Origin of the sequence: Actinotignum sp. UMB0459, from assembly GCF_051905915.1 — a bacterium.
GTDB classification, from domain to species: Bacteria; Actinomycetota; Actinomycetes; order Actinomycetales; family Actinomycetaceae; genus Actinotignum; species Actinotignum sanguinis.
In genome coordinates this window covers 1-17216 of record NZ_JBQAIK010000004.1, presented here as the reverse complement: position 1 = coordinate 17216, position 17216 = coordinate 1, and the positions used below count along the sequence as shown (strand labels likewise).

The window sequence follows — 17216 nt, the reverse complement described above, 5'->3', positions numbered from 1 at the left end:
CACCATCACGGGCGCCACAAACAGGCTTGATGTAACACTTTCATTAACGTATTGACCGCGAGTTCTATTTCTCCATAGACTATTTATGTCTCAACGTTGAGACGTCGATAGCGAAGGAGCGAAAAAGAGATACAAAATTACCGCAACTCTTGCCCTCTTCGGGTGTTCGGTTGCCCTTCTCCCCGCGGCTAACGCACGAACCGCATATTTCGTCAAAGACAACGGTGTTGTTTCAGCCTCCATCTGGACGACGAACAACGAACAGACCGTTAACGTCGAAGACGAAGCGCCTGATAATCGCTGGGTACTTGGTAATTACACCCGCATGGGACATGGAGACAACGTCCGCCAGGTTATCAACCGTTCTGGTTACGGAGCAGTTGTCACCCGTAGCGCGGGCGGAACGGTTTCATCCGTACGAGCCTGCCAATCCGGTGCCGGATTAGCACCCATGCAATGCGGTGAGTGGAAGTAAATCTAGATCTAGCGGGTGGTGGGGGAAGCTCATGCAGTTATCCCCCGCCACACAAGAGAGGGCCCCCCATGGGAAGCAAACTCACAGTCACTAGCCTCGCAATGCAGGTAGGAGACCGCCAGCTATTCAGCGGGGTTTCTTTCTCACTAGCCTCCGGCGAAAGCCTCGCACTCCTTGGGAAAACCGGGATTGGTAAAACTACGTTACTTAACGGGATCCTGGGGTTTCTCCCTCTCGCATTCGGGAGTGTTGAGATTGACGGCGTACCTATCGAATTCGGCGATAAAGAAAAACAGCGTGCATTCCGCCGGAAATTCTTTGGGGTGGTCTATCAAAATGCTGAGCTTTACGGCCCCATGAGTGCGGTGGAAAACGTTGCTCTTCCACTCCTATTTTCCGAGGATAAGGAAAAACGAAAGTACGCCATTGACCGCGCTCGAACATTACTAGAAGAACTCGAAGTCGAATCTATTAACGTCCCCGCTTCCCAGCTTTCCGGAGGGGAACGGCAACGTACATCTTTGGCCCGTGCACTCATCACCGAACCGAAGTTCATTCTTGCGGATGAACCAACCGGAAGTCTTGATGATCTCACCAAAAATCGCGTTGCGGACTTGCTCTTCGAGAAACAACGGCTCCACGGCTTCGGTATTCTTTTCGTTACTCACGATAACGAGCTGGCCCGCCAGGCCGATGCCCATGCGTTCCTCACTCACCAAGGGCTCCGCGATTCCCAGCCGTCCGGAAACGGTGATGGCCATGAGTGACCCGCTTTCCGCAATTATTCGGATGCCCACCTGGAGGCGCCTCTGCCTCGCGTTTTTTGTTAGCGCTTTTATTCTGGCAATAACCAGCATTGGCATGGTTAGCGCAGGTTATAGCGGTGCCGCCCAGCGCAGCCCCATCCCCGCGGGAGTGCCAGCGCAGACCGACGCGGATACCATCGCGCTTTTCAGTTACGGCTGGGATTCTCTGGAAACTGAACAATACGGTGTTTACTACTACATCCGCACAAATGATGCTGCTCCGCCACCGCCGGGCTTGGATTCGTGGCCAGCTCCTGGCTCAACCGCGGTTTCTCCCTCACTTTACGATGCCCTCAGTAACGAGCGTGGACCTTCTGCCATCCAAAATATTGCTGTTATTGCGCCGCAGTTTTTGACACAGCCCACTGAAAAACTGGCCTATGTTTTCCCGTCCCGCAACCAAGCTCAGCTTGATAAGTTCATTCCGATTTCGGCCTACGGCGGCAATCTGGCATCGGTGAGCGAAATGCTTAATTACCAGAATATGTGGATGTTGCAGGCCGTCTTCGCCCTCATGTTTATCCCTGCCGCCGCTCTGGGTATTTTCACCGTTGCCCGTATTGACCACCAGCGCTGGAAGGACCTATCCCGCATTTTCCGCGTCCTCGCGCTTCCCCACCGCGATTTACGCGCTCTGATTCTTCGATACGTGATGCCCAGCCTACTCTATGGGGCTGCCGGAGCGGTCATTATGCTGGCCCTCTTCTGCACGCTGCCGATCCGCCTGCCGTTCACCGGCTTCGTCACCACGCCCTCCGATTACAGATCCGCGTTAATCTTGCTTCTTCTCCTCGCAACCCTCGGGCTGGTCTGCGCCACATTCCTGACCGTGAGCGCCATCGCTACGCATCTGAATAAAACATCAGGAACAGCTCACCGCGGCTCAGAATTACGCTGGTATCACTATGTGTGCGCCCTGGTTTTCCTCACGATACTATGCGGGTTAATCCCCCTGGTTTCTCTCCTATCCGATATTCCCATCATTGAGCTAACAACGATCATCTACGCGGCATGCACGATTGTGGCGTGCATCGTTCTCCCCGGAACTATCACGCTTATCTCAGCGCTCACGGGCAGGCTCACCGCCGCGCTCGGAAAACGCCGCCACGCCGGCGCACTCCTCCTGGTCGGAACGGCCCTGCGCAGCGCACCACGCATGGCTGGTAAAACTGCAACAATTCTCGCCTTTGCCCTATTCTTCGTATCCCAACTTCAGTTGTGGCAGGGGACTCTGGGCCGCGATTCGCGGGGAATCGAGATATACCAGGCTCAATTCGGCCATATTCTTGAGGGGGACGACAACGCACCAGCCGTCCTCGAGCACTTCCGCACGGGTCTGGATCAGATTCCAGAAGCCACCTGGGTTCTCATGTATATGGATCGAGCCGAGAGCGGTGATCGTGAACTGACGGTCTCCGCAACAGATGAGAATCTTCGGAAACTGGGGGTTGCTGCCGGCACCGTTCATGAACTCAACGCCAATTCTTCCCCTTCCGACTCAATTCTGGAACAGCGCGCGAGCCTGTTACGGGTGGAGCGAGTGTATTACACCTCCCTCACGGAAGCTCATCCGGAAAGTCGCTTAGCTCTTTATTCGGACGGGATCCACCGTTTTGACGCGAAACAAGTCATTGACCTCGGCCGGAGCGTTGCACCTTTCTATAGGTTTGACACTCCCGCTTCTTCCTCGGTGATCGGATCACAACGTCTCATTCACCAGGGGCACTGGCTGACATTCGCCACGGTAGGAGGATGTATTCTCCTCACCTTAGCCACTCTCATCTGGACAGCTTCTCAAGCGCGGCTGAAGCCAGAAGAATGCGGCCCGCTTGCCATAAGCAATGTTCCTCGCTCTGCCGCTCGCAGACTAACGATGTCCAGATTTATGGTTCCGGTGTGGATCGCCATCGCGCTTTCCTTCCCCATGACCTACGTTTTTGGCTACATCCACATTGACCCGCTTTTCGGCGTAACTATCCCCTGGCCGGCACTCTTAGCAAGTGCGGCATGCGTGGTGCTATGCGCCTGGATCATCGGTCACTACGTGGCTAAGGCGTCCGCGAATACCGCGGACGCCTGGACTCCCGGCCGGAGCCAAGGTGAGCTTTAGCTAGCGCGCCACTTCGCCGCCGGAGATCTCCGCGATGGTGAGTTCTTCGCGGGTGGGCCCGCCTTCCCAGTCCCCGATAGTTCCCACTGCGAAGGCTCCCAGCAGGTGCCCGCGATCCAGGCGTTCCGCGAAGGAGAGCCCCTCGAGCCACCCGGAAAGATAACCAGCCACGAAAGCATCGCCAGCTCCGATGGTATCCACCACGGTGACCCGCCGCCCCGGTCGTTCCACCGACTCGGTGGGGGTGGTCACGCGCGCCGTCGTCGAATCTTTCCACACCACTTCTGCAACGCCCCAGTCCAGCAGACGCTGAGTTGCCGCGGCCACCCCGGATTCACCGGTGAGCAGCTCTAGTTCCTCCGTGCCGCCGAAAACCACATGTGCCCCGCGCGCGATCTGCGCTAGCACCGGGGCTGCGTCCGTGGCATCCCAGAGCCGGGAACGGAAATTGACGTCAAAGGAGACCGGTACCCCGCGCTCCCCGGCCAGTTCCACCGCGAGCATCGTGGCAGCGCGCGCCTCCTCCCCGAGCGCCGGAGTGATACCCGTCAGGTGCACAATTTTCGGTTCCAGATCAAACATGGCGCGAATCTGGTCGGCGGTAATGAGGCGCCCGGCGGAGAACTTACGGTGGTAATCCACCGCAAAAGTCCCCAACCCCGCGTGGCGCGAAACTAGCACCCCGGTGGGCGCGGTGGTGATCTGGCGGGCGTGATCCCAGCGCACGCCCTCGCCGCGCAGGGTACGCATAATCATGTAGCCAAACAGATCCTTGCCGACGCTCCCGACCCAGGCGGTGGAATGCCCCAGCCGCGCCATCCCGATGGCAACATTCGTTTCCGCACCGCCGAACGACGCGCGCGGCCGCGCTCCGATCTGCGGAGATTCCGTGAAGGTGAGAGCCCCCATCGATTCGCCAAAAGTCACCAGATCCGTCATATTTTCCCTCCTTGACGACGACGCCGCCCGCGCCCCGCCGCCCCGGCCTTGTGCGCCGGCGCAGCTCACGTGGCGGTCACCATAGCCATCATATCGAGGGGGAGCACGCGCGGGAGGAGAGGCCCGGCGTCGTCGTTAATAAAGGGAAAAGCACGCGGAGAACGCCGCCACGAGACGCAACCGCCCGCGTGAAACTCAGCACATCGCAACCCCCGGCGCCTCACGTAACTAAAACATCACAGGAGTTTTACTGTATCTTTACCAATGGGAGGAGGTTCCACGCACCTCTCCCGTCAGCTTCGCGCAACTATCGCAACCGTAGGAGGGACGATGAACGCATATACGCCGTGGACCATGCTGGTCGACGCCGGAATGATTGGCCTGCTGCTTGCCATTGGGGTGTTCCTGCGCGCCCGGGTGAAGTGGCTGCAGAATATGCTGGTTCCCGCCTCGGTGATCGCCGGCGCGCTGGGGCTGCTGCTCGGCCCGAATGTGCTCGGGGCGGTAGCGGAAAGCCGCGGCTGGCATATCGGCTCCTGGCAGGTGACCGGGATCCCCTTCTCCGAACACATGGGCACCTACGCCTCGATTCTTATCGTCATTGTGTTCGCCTGCATGGCTCTCACCGATGATTTCGATATCCGCAAAGTCAATAAAGCGGTAGGCGGCTTCGCGTCCTACGGGGTGCTTATGTACGGGGCGCAGGTGGCACTCGGCATGGCCTTCGCGCTGCTGTTCCTCACCCCCGTGCTCGGTTCGCCGGACGTACTGGGAATTATGCTTTTCACCGGCTGGGCCGGCGGCTTCGGAACCGCCGCGGCCGTGGGCAATATTTACGCGGAAAACGGGCAGCCGGAAGTGGCGTCGCTGGCCTTCACCTCGGCCACGGTCGGGCTGCTGGTCGGGGTGATCGGCGGGATTATCCTCGCGAAATTCGGGGCGCGGCGCGGGCAGGCCAAGGCCTTCCGCGGCATGGAGTCCCTACCCGATGAACTCCGCACCGGGGTGCTCGACGCCAATAAACGCCGCCCGGCGCTGGGCTACCACACCTTCTCCGGCGGCTCGATTGAAACGCTTTCCTTCGAGGTTGGGATTGTGAGCCTGGTGGCGGTGGCAGGCTACGGCATCGGCCAGCTCCTCAAGCATCTTTTCCCCGGCATTTCCTTCCCGCTTTTCGCCATCGCCTTCCTGGTGGGCATTGTGGTGCGCATCGTTATGAACGGGGTTGGGGCATCCCACCTGCTCGACGCGGGCACCCTACGCTCGGTATCCGGGCTGTGCACGGACATTCTTATCGTGTGCGGTATCGCGTCGATTCAGCCGGAATTTGTATCTGATCATGTCCTCGCTCTCGGGCTCCTCTTCCTCTTCGGCCTTATCCTGTGCACGTTCTTAGGGCTGGTGGTGGCCCCGCGGCTCATGGGTGAGGGCTGGTTCGAACGCCAGCTCTTCACCTGGGGCTGGGCCACCGGCTCGGTCTCCACCGGCCTGGCGCTGCTACGCATCGTGGACCCCAAGCTGGAATCGGGCACCATCGAACAATTCGGTTACGCCTACCTACCCGTGGTGCCGGTGGAGATTTCCGCGGTATCCTTCGTGCCGGTGATGGCGCTGGCCGGTATGGGATGGGCCGTGGTGGGCGTCTGGGGCGCCATCGCGGTGCTCGGGCTGCTGGGCGGCTGGTGGGTGGTGCGTTCCGGGCACGCGAATACCCACGGCGAACCCGGCCCGGTGGGTACCCTGGGTACCGGGTTTACCGGCTAGGCGGCCCGCGCCGATGCGGGGCGCAAAACCGCCGCGCCCTCGCTCAGGAAGAAATTTTCCGCCGTCCGTTATCTATTTAAAGCTTTCTCGGGCACACTAGAATGTATCTATCGCCACGTTATTGGCCGACGCAAAGGGGATGTGATGGCGCAAAAAGATGTTGAGAACGCACGGGCAAGCACCACCGGGCCGCTTCCGGGCTCCGGCTACGTGGCGTCCTCCTCCGAAGAAGCACGGGCCGCGGCGGCGCGCGAGCCGAACCGCCGCACCGTGGGCGAATTGTTCTCCTCCGCCACGGCGCAATTCTCCACCCTGGTTCGTGATGAAATTCAGTACACCCAGGCCAGCCTCAAGCACAAAGTCCTCAACCTCGGGATGGGCGGGGTACTCCTCGCCGTGGCCGGCGTGCTGGCCTTGTTTATGTTCGGTTTCCTGCTGCACGCGGCGGCCGCTTTCTTCGCGATGGTCTTTGGTGGGCGCTGGTGGGCCGGCTACCTGACGGTCGCGGGAATTCTGCTCCTTATTATTGCGGTGCTCGTGCTGCTGGGCCTCCTCAAGCTCAAGAAATCCGGAAAGTATCCAACTAATCTTGTTGGCGGCCTGAGCAAGGACGTCGACGCCGTGAAGAAAGGCCTGTCAAAGTGAGCGCTTCCGATAACCGTAAACCCGAAGATATCCAGCGCGATATCGAGCGCACTCGCGCGGAGCTCACCGCCACGGTGAATGAGCTGGTTGACCGCCTCGATCCGCGCACGAATATCAAAAACGCTACAGACGCCGCGAAGGACAAGATGGCTTCCACCACGGCCACCCTGAAAGATAAGGCTGCCGCGTTTGCTGAGGCCGCGAAGGATAAAACTGCTGCTTTCACCGAGAGCGCCAAGAGCACCGCGGCCGACGCCTCGGCCAAGGCCTCCGATTTCGCGCACACCGCGAAGGCGAAGGTAAGCGACCTGGCCGATTCCGCGAAGGAGCACTTCGCCGGCGCGGGTGCCAGTGCCGGGGGCGTTGATGACTGCGGCCCGTGCGGTTGCGGTTGTACCGATTCTGACGCAGCGGTTGCGGAATGCGAATGCGGCGGAGCTTGCGGCGGCGATGGCGCGTGTGAGTGCGGCGGCGGTGCATGCGGTGGCGGTGCGTGCGGTGGCGCGCATCATTACGACGACGCCGCAGCTGGCCACGGGTGCTCGGGCCATTGTTCCGCGGCCCATCTCTCCCCCCGCCAGGTAGCTCAAGATGTCATTGACGATGCTCGGCGCGGGGAACAAACCGGCCTCGCCGTGGTAGCTGGCCTCGGGCTTGCCGCCTTGGGTGCGGCCACGCTGCTGGGCAGTGTTCTCTTCAAGCGTGGCGCGTGACACCTGTCGCGCGGCTCGCCTGATATTTACAGGCCATCTACCTGGGAAAGGTGAGGAGCGCCGTACTATTTCCGCGTATGTCACATAGCCATCTATGGGCTACAGCGGCTAATATAGGTCACGAAATAGTAAACCGGGCTAGAAGAGCCCAGATGAGATGAAGGGGGTCGAGCTCATGGGGCGCGGCCGTCAGAAGGCTAAGCAGCGTAAGGTAGCCCGGAATCTCAAGTACTTTACACCGGATACTGATTACGCCGCTCTCGAACGTGAGCTGGGTATTAATCGTGATGCGCGCCAGGAATCCCACTACGATTCCTCGGATGATCCGTACGCTCGTTACGCAGACTACGCAGATTACAACGAGTCAGATGACAATGACGATGACTGGGCGGACGATTACGATCCGAACAATATTCCACCAGCCACCAAATAGGTACTCATTCCTTTAACGGACGTGCCGGCAGCCTCGGGGCTGCCGGCACAGTTGTTTCCAAGCCAAGCTCGAAAACAAAGTGCGCGGGAGAACACCGTTTCAGAGCGATTTCGTGTTCCTTACGCGCACTTGACAGGAGTCAATGTCCAAGACTCGCACTTTGAGGAGGAGAGAGACCAGGCCGGCTAACAAAATGTACATGGGTGACAGTTTTTCCGCGATTTAATGTCCGTGGCGTACACTCTGCGGCCCTAACAGTCCAAAATGCACCTTTTACAGCCTTGACGCTTGAGAATGACCCACTCCGCCTACCCCGCCCCGGCAGGAGACGGGGTGTTTTTCCGAGCTGTACTTCGCATGTACGACATCTGCACTACAGCTCGGAAAACACCTACCACCCTCGCCGGGACGCGTATGACTATTGAGGCTCCGGAGACTTGTGTGACTTATGGGATTCCCGCGATCAGCTCCCACGCCGGCCCGAAAAACGTAGTGCAAATTGGCGCACGGTTTTGGAGGTTTTTCTGTCGCCAGGTTGCACTACGAGGCCGGCACAGTCCAGGATTTACACTTGACGGCCCTCGCGGTCCGGGAAATTGCCTTACGCGCCCTCAGCTCAGCGCTCCACGCCCTCAGCTCAGCGAGCCGAGCCTGCCACATGCACCAGCGGGAGAAACTCGGAGAGGTTCGCGCGGGTTCCCGATGCGTCCACCCGCCCGGAAGCCACGGCATCATCCCAGCTCAGGGTACCCACGCACAGTCCCAGGAACGTAGCAGCATCGCATTCGACCACATTGGGCGGGGTACCGCGCCGGTGGCGCACCCCGGCAACCGCCTGCACCGCCCCAACATAGGGAACCCGGATTTCTACCGCGTGCCCGGGATGCCGGGCGGCAAGCTCCTCAAGAAGGAACCGCACAGCTGTGCGTGATTCGCCCGCACTCAGCTCCTCACCTGCACGAAAACGGGCGAGGAGGGGCAGCGCGTCCGCGCTATCGATTTTTCGTGTCACGTCTCTACTGTACGACGCCCGGGAGGACGACGATGCAAGGTACGACGGCGCCACCGCGAGCGCGCCGGACATGCGCCGGGCAGATGCTGCGAGCGCGCCGAACTGCGCGCAGGCCGCCCCGCCACACGCCACAACCGGCATCCCGCCACCGCGAGCGCACTGCGCTACGCACGGCGCTCTTAGATCACACCTTGCGCGATCATCGCCTCCGCGACCATCTCGAAGCCCGCGGCATTGGCACCTACCACGTAGTCACCTTCGTGGCCGTAGCGGGCGGCGGCATCCAGGGCGGTGTCGTGGATATCGCGCATGATGTCGTGCAGTTTGGCATCCACTTTCTCGAAGCCCCAGCTTTGCCGTGCGGAATTCTGCTGCATTTCCAGGGCGGAGGTGGCTACCCCGCCGGCGTTCGCGGCCTTGCCGGGGGCGAAGAGCACGCCGTTCTCCTGGAGGAGGTGGGTGGCTTCCAGGGTGGTCGGCATATTCGCGCCTTCCACTACCGCACGCACTCCCCCGTTGAGGAGCTGGCGCGCATCAACCTCATTGAGCTCGTTCTGGGTGGCACACGGGAAAGCAATATCCGCGTGAATCCCCAGCTCAGCCAGGTTCCACACCTTCGCCCCGGCCTGGTACCGGGCCCCGGGGCGCTGCGCCGCGTAATCAGAGACCCGCCCGCGCAGATCTTCCTTAATATGGCGGAGAAGCTCAACGTCGATGCCGGCGTCGTCGTACACCATCCCGGAGGAATCCGAGGCGGTGACCACACGCGCGCCCAGCTGCTGCGCCTTCGCGATCGCGTACAGCGCGACGTTCCCGGAACCGGATACCACCGCGGTGCGCCCGTCCAAGCTTTCCCCGCGCGCGGCGAGCATGGCGTCGGCGAAATAGACGGCGCCGTAACCGGTGGCTTCGGTGCGCGCGAGCGATCCGCCGAAGCCGAGCCCTTTGCCGGTGAGCACGCCGGCGTCGAAGCTATCGCGGATGCGACGGTACTGGCCGAAAAGATAGCCGATTTCGCGCCCGCCCACGCCGATGTCGCCCGCGGGAACATCGACATCCGGGCCGATGTGGCGCTGCAGCTCGGTCATGAAGGACTGGCAGAAACGCATGACTTCGTTATCGCTTTTGCCCTTGGGGTCGAAGTTCGCGCCGCCTTTGGCGCCGCCAATGTGCTGGCGGGTCAGCGCGTTCTTGAAGATCTGCTCGAAGCCCAGGAATTTGAGCATGCCCAGGTAGACGGTGGGATGGAAGCGCAAGCCGCCCTTGTAGGGCCCGAGCGCGGAGTTGAATTGCACCCGGTAGCCTTTATTGACGCGAATTTTGCCGGCGTCATCCACCCACGGCACCCGGAAGGCGATAATGCGTTCGGGTTCGACCAGCCGTTCCAGGATGGCCTGGTCGGCGTACTCGGGGTGAGCATCGAGAACCGGCGCAATGGAATCGAAAACTTCGCGTACGGCCTGATGGAATTCGGGTTCGCCCGGGTTCGCGGCGACGACCTGATCGTAAACTTTATTCGCGTAATGCATATCAAAATGGTAAAACGTCCGGGCGCTTTCGCGGTATGATTTCGAACCGCGAACACTACTCCGCGGTGCACGTCACATTTAGGTGCGGTGTGCGTGTGGTTCGTGAAGCACGACGACGCCGCTCCCGGGCAGCCGGAACCCTGGCGAGCGCAGCGAACGCGGGGTGCGCCCCGCGCGCGGCAGCCGCACCTAGCGCCCGGGCCAGCGCTCCCCGGTGAGCATTTCACAAACACGCAGGTAGCGGTCGCGGATATCAGCCACAACGCCGGCGGGGAGAGCCGGCGGCTGGGTGCCCTGCTCCGCATTCCACCCGGATTGCGGAGACATGAGCCAGACCTGGGCCGCGTCCTTATCGAAGGAACGCAGCGCTTCCGGGGTGGGCAGTACCTCCCCGGATTTCACCGCGCGGTATTCGGTGGACAGCCAGTAGTGGGCGGTATCCGGCGTGAAGGCTTCGTCGGCCAGGATGAGCCGACTGGAGCCGGCATCCATATCCGTACCGAATTCCAGCTTGGCATCGGCAAGCACCAGCCCGCGGGCCAGCGCGATGGCGTGGGCGTGTCGGTAAAGGTTGAGAGCCAGAACGCGCACCCGCTCCGCGGTGCCCTCCCCCACGCGCCGCATAAATTCCTCCCACGGAATGGGGATATCCGGGCAGCCCGGCCGGCGCTTTTCCGCAATTCCGACCCACGGTAGTTCCAGTTTGGCGCCCACTTCGATGGCGCCGTCGTACGGCATGGCATCGAGCGTGCCGAGGGTCCCGAGCGAGCGCACCGCGCCCGCGGTCAAATAGCCGCGCACCATCACTTCGTAGGGGAGCATGCGCAGGGCCCGCACCAGGATCCCGCGCGCGGCGATATCCCGCGGGACGCCGCCGGGTAGGTAGTGGCTTTCTGCGATGTCCCCGGTGCGGTCGAACCACCAGCGGGCAATCCGGGTGAGGATTTCGCCCTTGTCTGGAATGAATGTGGGAACAACGTGGTCGAAAGCAGCGATACGATCCGAGGCCACAATGAGATAGGTATCCATCCCGGCCATCGCACCCCCGGGCACGGGCCGGTATAAATCGTGCACCTTCCCGGAATAGGTGCGTTGCCATCCCCGAATGGGGACAAGGCTACCTGTGGTGTATGTAGACATTCCCGCCCCTCAATCTCTTCACGCGGGAGGCTCCTTCGCGTTCCCGCTCCGGTGCTGTATGAGAGGCCACCGCGGGCTCCGCGTAGCACATCGCAGCCCGACGGTGATCCTCCCCACACAACGTTCTTTCCTTATAGTAAAGGAATCTTTACCACCTGTCCTGGGAGCTAAGTCACCTATAGCACATTTACGCAGGTCAAACCGGGTAAAGTACGACGGCGCTAAGCTCAGCCAAGCTCAGCCAAGCTCAACGAAGCTCAGCCAAGCAGATCGTGGAGCACGATCGTCTGTTCGCGATCCGGCCCCACTCCGATGAGCGAGAAGCGGCAGCCGGCCATCTCCTCCAGCCAGCGCACGTAGCTTTGCGCATTGGCGGGCAGGTCCGCGAATTCGCGCACCGTGGAGATGTCCTCGGTCCAGCCGGGGTGGTACTCGTAAACAGGCTTAGCGTTAGCGAAATCCCAGGTGTCGATGGGGAATTCGTGGACGCGCTGGCCGTCAATCTCATAACCCACGCACACCGGGATCTGTTCCACCCCGGTGAGCACATCCAGCTTGGTGAGAACCAGATCCGTCAGGCCATTGACCCGCACCGCGTAGCGGGTTACCGGGGCGTCATACCAGCCGCAGCGGCGCGGGCGCCCGGTAGTCACGCCGTATTCGCCGCCCGCTTCGCGCAGCCAATCGCCGGTATCTCCGTGCAGCTCGGTGGGGAACGGCCCTTCGCCCACGCGGGTGGCATAGGCCTTGACGATGCCCACCACCCGGTCAATGCGAGTCGGGCCCACCCCGCTGCCGGTGACCGCCCCGCCGGCCGTAGCATTCGAGGAGGTCACGTAAGGATAGTTGCCGTGGTCAATATCCAGGAGGGTGGATTGCCCACCTTCAAAAACGACCGTCTTGCCGTCATCAAGGGCCTGGTTGAGTTCACGCGAGGCGCTAATCATCATGGGCGCGAGGCGTTCCCCGTAGGCGAGGAGCTCGGTGAGCACGTCGTCGACATTAATCTCCTCACGCCCCAGGGCCCGCAACACCAAGTTTTTCTGCGCCACCGCGGTCTCTACCTGCCCGCGCAAACGCCGCGGGTGCACGAGGTCCACGATGCGAATCCCCACCCGGTTCGCCTTATCCGCGTAGGTGGGGCCGATACCGCGCCCGGTGGTGCCGATTTTGCCGTCGCCGAGGACTTCCTCGTTGAGGCGGTCAAACATTTTCGTGTACGAGGTGATGACGTGCGCATTTCCGGCGATGCGGAGGTTTTTCGTGGAGACGCCGCGCGATTCCAGCTCCGCCATTTCCGCGAAAAGAGCTTCGGGATCAACGACGACGCCGTTGCCAATCACCGAGATGCAATTCGAATTGAGAATGCCGGACGGGAGGAGGTGGAGAGCGAATTTCTGGCCATCCACGCTGACCGTGTGGCCGGCATTATTACCCCCGTTAAATTTCACAACATAATCGGCACGCTGGCCGAGCTGGTCAGTTGCCTTGCCTTTTCCTTCGTCGCCCCACTGGACGCCGAGAATAATGACCGCGGGCATAGTATCTAATCTCCTCGTTATATCAAACAGGTGTAAAGAGCTCCGCCACCCGTGCCATCGTGCGGCTACCGTGCCGCCACCGTTGGCACCCAGGCCCCAGACCCTCGGGCGAACGTCCCGCTTTACTACACAATAATAACCGCCACAGCCCAACCTGGGCATCTGTTCACATTTTCGCAAGGTTTCTCGGCTAAGGTAGAGAAGGCACGTGCCCGAATATTTCGAGGAGCAAAATGTCTGAACTGACTCAACCACTCGGGGCTTTTACCCGTTCGGTATCCGGTGTCTCGACCTCCGGATCCTCCCTACGCGATTACTGGGAGGGGCTGTCCGAGCTCACCATGAGCCGGCTGGCCGATAACTGGGAAGCCACCACCAAGAAATACCGGGAGGGTCAGCGCGCCAGCTACTTCTCCGCGGAATTCCTCATGGGGCGCGCACTTCTCAATAATCTCGTCAATCTTGGCCTGGTGGAAGATGCCCGTAAGGCCCTGGAAGATTACGGTCTCAACCTCACCGATGTGCTCGATGAAGAACCCGATGCCGCGCTCGGTAACGGTGGGCTGGGGCGCTTGGCCGCCTGTTTCATGGATTCGTGCGCTACCCTCAATTTCCCCGTGGTCGGCTACGGGATTCTCTACCGCTACGGCCTGTTCAAGCAGAGCTTCGTGGATGGTTTCCAGAAAGAAGAGCCGGATCCGTGGATGGAAAACGGTTCTCCGTTCGTGGTGCGCCGGGAGGCGGAAGCCAAGCACGTGAAGTTCGCGGATATGGATGTGCGCGCGGTTCCTTACGATATGCCGATCACCGGCTACGGCACCGAGAATGTCAATACCCTGCGCCTGTGGAAGGCGGAGCCCCTCGAAGAATTCGATTACGATGCCTTCAACTCCCAGCGTTTCACCGATGCGATTGTGGAACGCGAGCGCGTGAATGACCTGTGCCGGGTGCTCTACCCGAATGACACCACCTACGAAGGCAAGGTGCTGCGGGTGCGCCAGCAGTACTTCTTCTGCTCGGCTTCCCTCCAGTGCCTGATCGCGGAGCATAAGGAAGCCCACGGGGATATCCGGTCCTTCGGGGAATACAACTCTATCCAGCTCAATGACACCCACCCGGTGCTCGCCATTCCGGAGCTCATGCGTCTGCTCATGGATGAGGAAGGCCTGGGCTGGGAGGATGCCTGGAAGATTGTTTCCCAGACGTTTGCCTACACCAACCACACGGTGCTGGCCGAAGCGCTGGAGACGTGGGAAACCTCGATTTTCACCAAGCTTTTCCCGCGTATTTACGACATCGTGGCGGAAATGGATCGCCGTTTCCGCGCGGAGCTGGCGGAGGCCGGTTTCCACCCGGGCAAGATCGAGTACATGGCTCCGCTTTCCGGCGGACTGGTTCATATGGCCTGGATCGCGTGCTACGCGTCGTTCTCTATTAACGGGGTGGCCGCGATCCACAGTGAGATCCTCAAGCGCGATACTCTCCACGACTGGTACGACATCTGGCCCGAACGTTTCAATAACAAGACGAATGGGGTGACTCCGCGCCGCTGGCTGCATAATTGCAATCCGCGCCTGGCCGCGCTGCTCACCGAAGTGCTCGGGGATGATTCCTGGGTGACGGATCTGGATAAGCTGGCCACCATTGAGGAACGCGGGAATGCTGATATTTACCGCCGTCTCATGGAGATCAAGGCGGAAAATAAGCGTGATTTCGCGCGTTGGATTAAGCGCCGCGACGGCATCGACATTCCCACCGACGCCATTTACGACACGATTATTAAGCGCCTGCACGAATACAAGCGCCAGCTTATGAACGCGCTGTACATCCTCGATCTGTACTTCCGGATTAAGGACAATCCCAGCATGGAAGTCCCGCCGCGGGTCTTCATTTTCGGGGCGAAGGCCGCGCCGGGGTACAAGCGCGCCAAGGCGATTATCAAGTTCATCAACGAAGTGGCGAAGCTCGTGAATAACGACGCCGATACGCGCGGGAAGATCACCGTGCTCTTCGTGGAGAACTACAATGTTTCGCCGGCCGAGCATATTATTCCGGCCACCGATATTTCCGAGCAGATTTCCCTGGCCGGGAAGGAAGCTTCGGGTACCGGCAATATGAAGTTCATGATGAACGGCGCGCTGACGCTGGGCACCATGGACGGAGCCACGGTGGAAATTGTGGACGCCGTGGGTGAAGAAAACGCCTATATTTTCGGGGCTCGCGAAGAGGAGCTGCCGGAATTGCGGGCGCGCTACAACCCGCGTGAACAGTACGAAACCGTGCCCGGCCTCAAGCGGGTGCTTGACGCCCTGGTGGACGGCACCGTGAGCGACGGCGGGACCGGCGAATTCCACGACCTCCTCGGGTCTTTGCTGGACGGTTCTTCGTGGGAGACTCCGGACGTGTACTACGTCCTTGGCGATTTCGCTGATTACCGAGCCACGCGTGATCGGATGGCCGCGGATTACGCCAACCAGGAAGAGTGGGGCCGCAAGGCGTGGATCAATATCTGCCGCTCGGGCCGCTTCTCCTCCGACCGCACCATCGCGGATTACGGCCGCGATATCTGGGACGTGGAGGCGACGCCGATTAAGTAGCGCGGGCGCTGCGTGAGCTGCGGCGCGGTTACGTGAGCTGCACGTGAATCGCACGGCTGCGTGGACTGTACGCAAGCGCTGCGCGAACCGCGAATGGCTACGCAACCCATACGGGCGGCGGGTGTGCTGATTCTGGCACACCCGCCGCCCGCATGTGTATACGCACCTATGTAGGTACTTATCTACTTCGGGCACATCAGGATGCCCGCTATCAATGTTCATACGCGGGAGACTTCTTATGTTTAAGAACGACGACGCCGTGCCTCTTTCCCGCCCCTAGGGTGCATAGTGCAAGCCCAGAACAGAAAAACCGCCGCAACCGTGCCTCAACTTGCACTACGTGATGATGGGTGGCACGCTGCCGGCTCGCGAGGCTCCCCAGACCTCACGGACCTCACAAATTTCAATAGCCGCATGAAACTCGACATTCACACGAGCCCCCGCCGGGGCAGTATGTGTTTTCAGAGCTGTACTGCATCTGTCATACATGCGAAGTACACCCCAGAAAAAGTACCCTCTACCCCCTACCCCCTGCCCCTCCCCACCGGAGCTGCGAGTAAGGCTCAGCAGGTGGGCATCGGAGTGGTACCGGAGAGCTGCGAGCGGCGTTCACGTGTATGAACTGCGCAGAGTGGTATCGGGGAACCCCGGCCCACACAAAGTGGTACTGGAGAACACCAGGCTGCGTAAAGTGGTACTGGAGAACACCAGGCTGCGTAAAGTGGTACTGGAGAACACCAGGCTGCGCAAAGTGGTACCACACAACAGGAAACCGGGTATTGATTGTAGCTCCAGTACCACTTTGTGAGCTGGCCCGGCGTGATGATGGGCGGCGGCCTGAGGCTTTCGTTTGGATTAGCCTTCGGCTTCGGTGAGGAGATCATCGAGTACAGGGCGTTGCAGCCAGGCCGTGAGGTAGAGCGGCACACTCAGCCCGGCCAGCGCCAATGCCCAGAAGATGGCCAGGCGCGAAACCGGCGCATAAAGCCAGGCCAGCGGGAGCGCCACCGCGGCCGCTACGCACGCGGCCGTGCGTAGCGGCCGGGTGATGGCGAGGAGCACCGCGTTACCTAGGTGCTCCAGGAAGGCGTTGGAGAAGAATGCCTGGAGCGTCACCAGCCAGACCAGCACGGCAAGCACGAGCAGCAGCGCCACGATAATGAGGCCGGAGAGGATGCCGGCCAAGCGCGGATCCGCGGCGAGAGTCGGGCCGGCCAGGCCAGAGAGCCCGCGGTTTTCCCACCAAGCCAATCCGAGCAGGCCGAGCGTGGGCAGCCACCAGGCCAGCGACGGCAGGAAAGCCGCGCGCACGTGCTGCCACCAGAGGCGCCACGGGCGGGGTGCCTCGCCGCGGAGCAGCTGGGCGCTCACTCGCGCGGAGGCCACCAGGCTGGCTCCCCCGCTCACCACCGGGAGCAACCCGAGCAGCGTCATGATATTAAGCTCCACCAGGATGACGGCATCGGAAAGTCCGCGCTGGAAGGGCGAATCAGGATCGAATATCCGGCGCAT

At 60.9% G+C, this 17216-nt stretch carries 13 protein-coding genes; 7 read left to right on the top strand and 6 right to left on the bottom strand.

The window, feature by feature from the left end:
• Positions 1-576: 576 nt before the first annotated feature.
• Both ACTFPK_RS01160 and ACTFPK_RS01155 read left to right on the top strand, forming a co-directional pair.
• Positions 577-1242, top strand: a complete 666-nt coding sequence (locus ACTFPK_RS01160) for an ATP-binding cassette domain-containing protein (RefSeq protein ID WP_274734123.1) — start codon at positions 577-579, stop codon at positions 1240-1242.
• Positions 1175-3391: a hypothetical protein gene (locus ACTFPK_RS01155; RefSeq protein WP_439910908.1), complete on the top strand. Its 2217-nt coding sequence runs from the start codon at positions 1175-1177 to the stop codon at positions 3389-3391. Before ACTFPK_RS01160 ends, ACTFPK_RS01155 begins: the two co-directional genes overlap by 68 nt.
• Here ACTFPK_RS01155 and ACTFPK_RS01150 read toward each other — a convergent pair whose 3' ends face one another.
• On the bottom strand, positions 3392-4330 hold the full coding sequence (locus ACTFPK_RS01150; protein ID WP_274734127.1) for a sugar kinase: 939 nt from the start codon (positions 4328-4330) through the stop codon (positions 3392-3394).
• 330 nt (positions 4331-4660) lie between these two features.
• On the opposite strand from ACTFPK_RS01150, the gene ACTFPK_RS01145 reads away from it, so the two are divergent.
• The 4 genes from ACTFPK_RS01145 (at position 4661) to ACTFPK_RS01130 (ending at position 7885) form a co-directional block, all read left to right on the top strand.
• Positions 4661-6094 carry a sodium/glutamate symporter gene (locus ACTFPK_RS01145; protein ID WP_274734128.1) on the top strand — a complete coding sequence of 478 codons (1434 nt, stop codon included), beginning with the start codon at positions 4661-4663 and terminating at the stop codon, positions 6092-6094.
• Between the two features lie 144 nt (positions 6095-6238).
• Positions 6239-6739, top strand: a complete 501-nt coding sequence (locus ACTFPK_RS01140; RefSeq protein WP_274734129.1) for a phage holin family protein — start codon at positions 6239-6241, stop codon at positions 6737-6739.
• Entirely contained in the window at positions 6736-7452 is a 717-nt protein-coding gene (locus ACTFPK_RS01135; RefSeq protein ID WP_274734131.1) for a DUF3618 domain-containing protein, read from the top strand. Before ACTFPK_RS01140 ends, ACTFPK_RS01135 begins: the two co-directional genes overlap by 4 nt.
• A 157-nt stretch (positions 7453-7609) precedes the next feature.
• The gene (locus ACTFPK_RS01130; RefSeq protein ID WP_375712906.1) at positions 7610-7885 is read left to right on the top strand and encodes a DUF3073 domain-containing protein; all 276 of its coding nucleotides are present in this window, start codon (positions 7610-7612) and stop codon (positions 7883-7885) included.
• 637 nt (positions 7886-8522) lie between these two features.
• On the opposite strand, the gene ACTFPK_RS01125 is transcribed toward ACTFPK_RS01130, so the two are convergent.
• The 4 genes from ACTFPK_RS01125 to ACTFPK_RS01110 form a co-directional block, all read right to left on the bottom strand.
• Positions 8523-8897 carry a sterol carrier family protein gene (locus ACTFPK_RS01125; protein WP_274734132.1) on the bottom strand — a complete coding sequence of 125 codons (375 nt, stop codon included), beginning with the start codon at positions 8895-8897 and terminating at the stop codon, positions 8523-8525.
• 179 nt (positions 8898-9076) lie between these two features.
• Positions 9077-10426 carry an NADP-specific glutamate dehydrogenase gene (gdhA, locus tag ACTFPK_RS01120; RefSeq protein ID WP_274734133.1) on the bottom strand — a complete coding sequence of 450 codons (1350 nt, stop codon included), beginning with the start codon at positions 10424-10426 and terminating at the stop codon, positions 9077-9079.
• A 189-nt stretch (positions 10427-10615) separates the two neighbouring features.
• The gene (locus ACTFPK_RS01115; protein WP_274734134.1) at positions 10616-11566 is read right to left on the bottom strand and encodes a phosphoribosylaminoimidazolesuccinocarboxamide synthase; all 951 of its coding nucleotides are present in this window, start codon (positions 11564-11566) and stop codon (positions 10616-10618) included.
• Between the two features lie 257 nt (positions 11567-11823).
• Positions 11824-13107: an adenylosuccinate synthase gene (locus tag ACTFPK_RS01110; protein ID WP_274734136.1), complete on the bottom strand. Its 1284-nt coding sequence runs from the start codon at positions 13105-13107 to the stop codon at positions 11824-11826.
• A 233-nt stretch (positions 13108-13340) separates the two neighbouring features.
• On the opposite strand from ACTFPK_RS01110, the gene ACTFPK_RS01105 reads away from it, so the two are divergent.
• Positions 13341-15704 (top strand): glycogen/starch/alpha-glucan phosphorylase, encoded by a 2364-nt coding sequence (locus ACTFPK_RS01105; protein WP_274734137.1) that lies wholly within the window; start codon positions 13341-13343, stop codon positions 15702-15704.
• A gap of 855 nt (positions 15705-16559) precedes the next feature.
• On the opposite strand, the gene ACTFPK_RS01100 is transcribed toward ACTFPK_RS01105, so the two are convergent.
• Positions 16560-17216, bottom strand: a 657-nt coding sequence (locus ACTFPK_RS01100) for a hypothetical protein (RefSeq protein ID WP_274778575.1), incomplete at its 5' end; no start/stop codon positions are given.

Bases quoted from the DNA above. Each gene is read 5' to 3' on its own strand.
- ACTFPK_RS01145 (WP_274734128.1), top strand. From the start codon at position 4,661: ATGAACGCATATACGCCGTGGACCATGCTGGTCGACGCCGGAATGATT.
- ACTFPK_RS01130 (WP_375712906.1), top strand. From the start codon at position 7,610: ATGAAGGGGGTCGAGCTCATGGGGCGCGGCCGTCAGAAGGCTAAGCAG.
- ACTFPK_RS01140 (WP_274734129.1), top strand. From the start codon at position 6,239: ATGGCGCAAAAAGATGTTGAGAACGCACGGGCAAGCACCACCGGGCCG.
- ACTFPK_RS01150 (WP_274734127.1), bottom strand. From the start codon at position 4,330: ATGACGGATCTGGTGACTTTTGGCGAATCGATGGGGGCTCTCACCTTC.
- ACTFPK_RS01110 (WP_274734136.1), bottom strand. From the start codon at position 13,107: ATGCCCGCGGTCATTATTCTCGGCGTCCAGTGGGGCGACGAAGGAAAA.
- gdhA (WP_274734133.1), bottom strand. From the start codon at position 10,426: ATGCATTACGCGAATAAAGTTTACGATCAGGTCGTCGCCGCGAACCCG.
- ACTFPK_RS01155 (WP_439910908.1), top strand. From the start codon at position 1,175: ATGCGTTCCTCACTCACCAAGGGCTCCGCGATTCCCAGCCGTCCGGAA.
- ACTFPK_RS01105 (WP_274734137.1), top strand. From the start codon at position 13,341: ATGTCTGAACTGACTCAACCACTCGGGGCTTTTACCCGTTCGGTATCC.
- ACTFPK_RS01160 (WP_274734123.1), top strand. From the start codon at position 577: ATGCAGGTAGGAGACCGCCAGCTATTCAGCGGGGTTTCTTTCTCACTA.
- ACTFPK_RS01115 (WP_274734134.1), bottom strand. From the start codon at position 11,566: ATGTCTACATACACCACAGGTAGCCTTGTCCCCATTCGGGGATGGCAA.